Origin of the sequence: Streptomyces sp. NRRL F-2664 (assembly GCF_000719345.1) — a bacterium.
In the GTDB taxonomy this organism is placed as follows: domain Bacteria; phylum Actinomycetota; class Actinomycetes; order Streptomycetales; family Streptomycetaceae; genus Streptomyces.
This window is the reverse complement of the sequence record NZ_JOFX01000368.1, coordinates 1-433: the sequence shown is the minus strand read 5'-3', so window position 1 is coordinate 433 and position 433 is coordinate 1. Positions and strand designations below refer to the sequence as shown.

Annotated in this window: 1 protein-coding gene; it reads right to left on the bottom strand. The window is 70.0% G+C overall.

Annotation, left to right across the window (positions count from 1 at the left end; all coding sequences use genetic code 11):
• Positions 1-433, bottom strand: a 433-nt coding sequence (locus IF89_RS39710; protein WP_043194988.1) for an RHS repeat domain-containing protein, incomplete at both ends; no start/stop codon positions are given.

The window sequence follows — 433 nt, the reverse complement described above, 5'->3', positions numbered from 1 at the left end:
GTAGGCGGTGACGGCGCCGGCGGCGTCGGTGGCCGTCTCCAGCTGCCCGTGCTGGTCGTAGGCGCGGGAGACAGCCTTCCCGTCGGGGTAGGCGACCGATACCAGCCGGCCCTCGCTGTCGTAGGCGTAGGTGATGAGGGTGTTCTTCTTGGCGTCCGCGTCGTCGCGGGCGCCTTCCCACACCCCGGTGACCCGGTTCAGGCCGTCGTATTCCGTCTGCCGGACCGTGGTGGCCCCGCTGGCGTCGGTGACCGCGGAGGAGAGCAGCAGCCCGGTGCCCTCATCGTAGGTATACGCGGTCGTGGAGACGGTATCGCCGTCCTTGGCCTTGACGGCTGCTTCGGCAATCTGCCCGTGGGCGGTGTAGGTGTAGGCGGTGGTGTTGCCGAGCTGGTCGGTCTGGGAGGCCAGGCGCCCGGCCGGATCGTAGGTG